The sequence below is a fragment of the Rubellimicrobium roseum genome (assembly GCF_006152145.1).
Lineage (GTDB): Bacteria > Pseudomonadota > Alphaproteobacteria > Rhodobacterales > Rhodobacteraceae > Rubellimicrobium > Rubellimicrobium roseum.
In genome coordinates this window covers 1-2,228 of record NZ_VDFV01000128.1, presented here as the reverse complement: position 1 = coordinate 2,228, position 2,228 = coordinate 1, and the positions used below count along the sequence as shown (strand labels likewise).

Below are 2,228 nucleotides of genomic sequence, written 5' to 3'. Positions count from 1 at the left end.
CGAGGAGCTGCTGCCCGAGGAGCTGCGCGGCCTCACTTGATCTGCTGCTCGGCACCCGCGCGGGAGCGGAGAAGCAACCGCTCCAGCGCGGCCGTGGCGACCAGCCCTATCACGGCCCAGAGGGCGAGGCCCAGCACCTCGAGCCGCCCCAGCCCGAGGACGCCCAGGGCGAGAAGTCCGATGCCGACGAGATGACTGAGCGGCCAGCGCCGGCTGGTCGCGTTCTTGAAGAGGAAGTTGCCCAGCAGGAACAGGGCGGGGCCGCCGAGGATCGTCACGGCGTCCTGCCAGGCTGCGGGCTCGTGGGGGTGGGCGATAAGACCCTTGTCGCCCACTGCCGTCAGCACGATGCCCGCGACGATGGGCAGGTGGAGATAGGTGTAGGCCACGCGCGCGAGGTGGCCGGGATGCTGCTCCTCGAAGGCGCGCGTGCCGCGCTTCGACCCGGTGTCGAAATACAGCCACCACATCGCGAGCGTGCTCGCGACCGCCGTGGCGGCGGCCCCGAGCGAAGTCGCCGTCCATTCGAGCTCGGCGGCCCGCGCGCCGGTGACGAGAAGGGTCTCGCCCAGCGCGATGATGATGAACAGGCCGCAGCGCTCGCTCAGGTGCTCTCCCGCGACGTCGAGGTCCCGCGTCTCCTCGCGGCCCAGCCCCGGCACCGGGAAGCCGAGCCAAGGCGCGGTCAGCTCGATGGCGAGGGCCAGGACCCATAGGTTCACGCGCATGTCGGCTTCGGCCGTCGCGCCGAAGATCCAGACGACCCCGGACACGGCGAACCAGACCGCCTGCCGGAGCGAGGTCCGCGCTTGGGCCGACTCGCCATTCCGGGCGAGCGCGTCGGCCGAGAAGAGGCACCGGCCGACCTGCATGGCGACGTAAGGCGCCGCGAAGGCGAAGCTGCGGTCCTCGAAGGCGCGGGGCAGCGCCATCGACAGGACGAGGCTCGCGGCCATGAGCGTGAACATCGTGAAGCGCACGGGCGCGGCATCGGGGTCGAGGCGGTTAGTGGCCCAGGTGGTGTTGATCCACAGCCACCAGACCGCGACGAACAGGATGGCGGCCCTAACGGCCCCCTCCGCGGTGATGTTGTCGACCAAGTATCCGGCGAGTTGCGTCACCGCGAAGACGAAGATGAGGTCGTAGAAGAGCTCGACGAAGCTGACCTGGGACGATTCCTCGTCGCCGCGGTCCCGCAGGCGGCTGCGCTCGTCGTCGAGCACGGCCACGTCGTCCGGGGCCTCCACGTCAACGCTCTGGCCGATGTCACTCATGCTCCGCCCTCCCGCACTAGGGCGGAATTAGCGGTCCGGCGGCGCCTTGGTAGGACGCCGGTGCCAACGGGGCATAAGTATGCACATCCAGCTGATTCGCCACTCTCATGGCCTAGATAATCTGAGCAAAAGCTGGATTTTATTGGGATGGCTGCGGCTAAGCGCCTCCATAAGCATGCACACTGGCGACATAAGCATGCACATCCCTAAGCTGACGATCAGGCAAAGAAATAGCCCGCTCAAGGCGGGCGTCCTTTGTCTGAGGTTGGGGCGGCCTAACTTGACCTGTTGAGAAGGTCCAGAAGCTCGTCTGGATCGAAGCTCTCCCGGTAATGTCGACCGTGAGCGGTGAGAACCCGAGCGGCAGTCCAGTCGCCTTGGCGAAAGCCTCCACGAAGTGACTAGGTTACCTTGGTCGCTCCTGAGACTTGGCGCTGCACGAATGCCTCGATGATCAGCTCGATCACAAGACCCCAGCGTCCGGCAAAGGCGTAAGCAAGCCGATAAAAGAAGTCGGTCGAAGACAGAGCGTCAAAGCAAAGGCCGGCCCGATCGGCATAAGTGTAGGCGAGCCGGTTCATCTCATCCATGTCTTGCGGAAGATGAATGGGATCGAAACGGATCGGTCTGAGCAGGCGTGCGAGCTGCTCTTCTTTCTGGACGTAGTTTCCGAGTTCCGGCACGCCCGACAGGATCAGCATGAGCGGCCAACGCGAGTCCTTGAGCAGCGTCTTGAAGCTGTCGAGAAAGATCCCGTTGGTCCTTCCGCCCCCCTTTGAGAAGACGTGCTGACATTTGTCGAACGCGATCCCGATCACGCCCTGCAGTCGCGCCTTCTCCACCTGGCCTGTCTCCCGAGAATGGATCCATTTGTAGTGTCAGCCGGCGTTGTTGCGCAACTCGAGTTGAGGCCGAGTTCGCCCCTTTCCCCTCGAGGTCAGGCGACGCGCGTGA

Annotated in this window: 2 protein-coding genes; both read right to left on the bottom strand. The window is 65.1% G+C overall.

The genetic code is table 11. The features are described from left to right. Nucleotides 1-32: 32 nt before the first annotated feature. Nucleotides 33-1,274: a low temperature requirement protein A gene (locus FHG71_RS23110; protein ID WP_139084153.1), complete on the bottom strand. Its 1,242-nt coding sequence runs from the start codon at nt 1,272-1,274 to the stop codon at nt 33-35. Between the two features lie 401 nt (nt 1,275-1,675). Further along, nucleotides 1,676-2,116, bottom strand: coding sequence for a hypothetical protein (locus FHG71_RS23105; protein WP_139084152.1), 441 nt, complete (start codon nt 2,114-2,116; stop codon nt 1,676-1,678). Between the last annotated feature and the right edge of the window lie 112 nt (nt 2,117-2,228).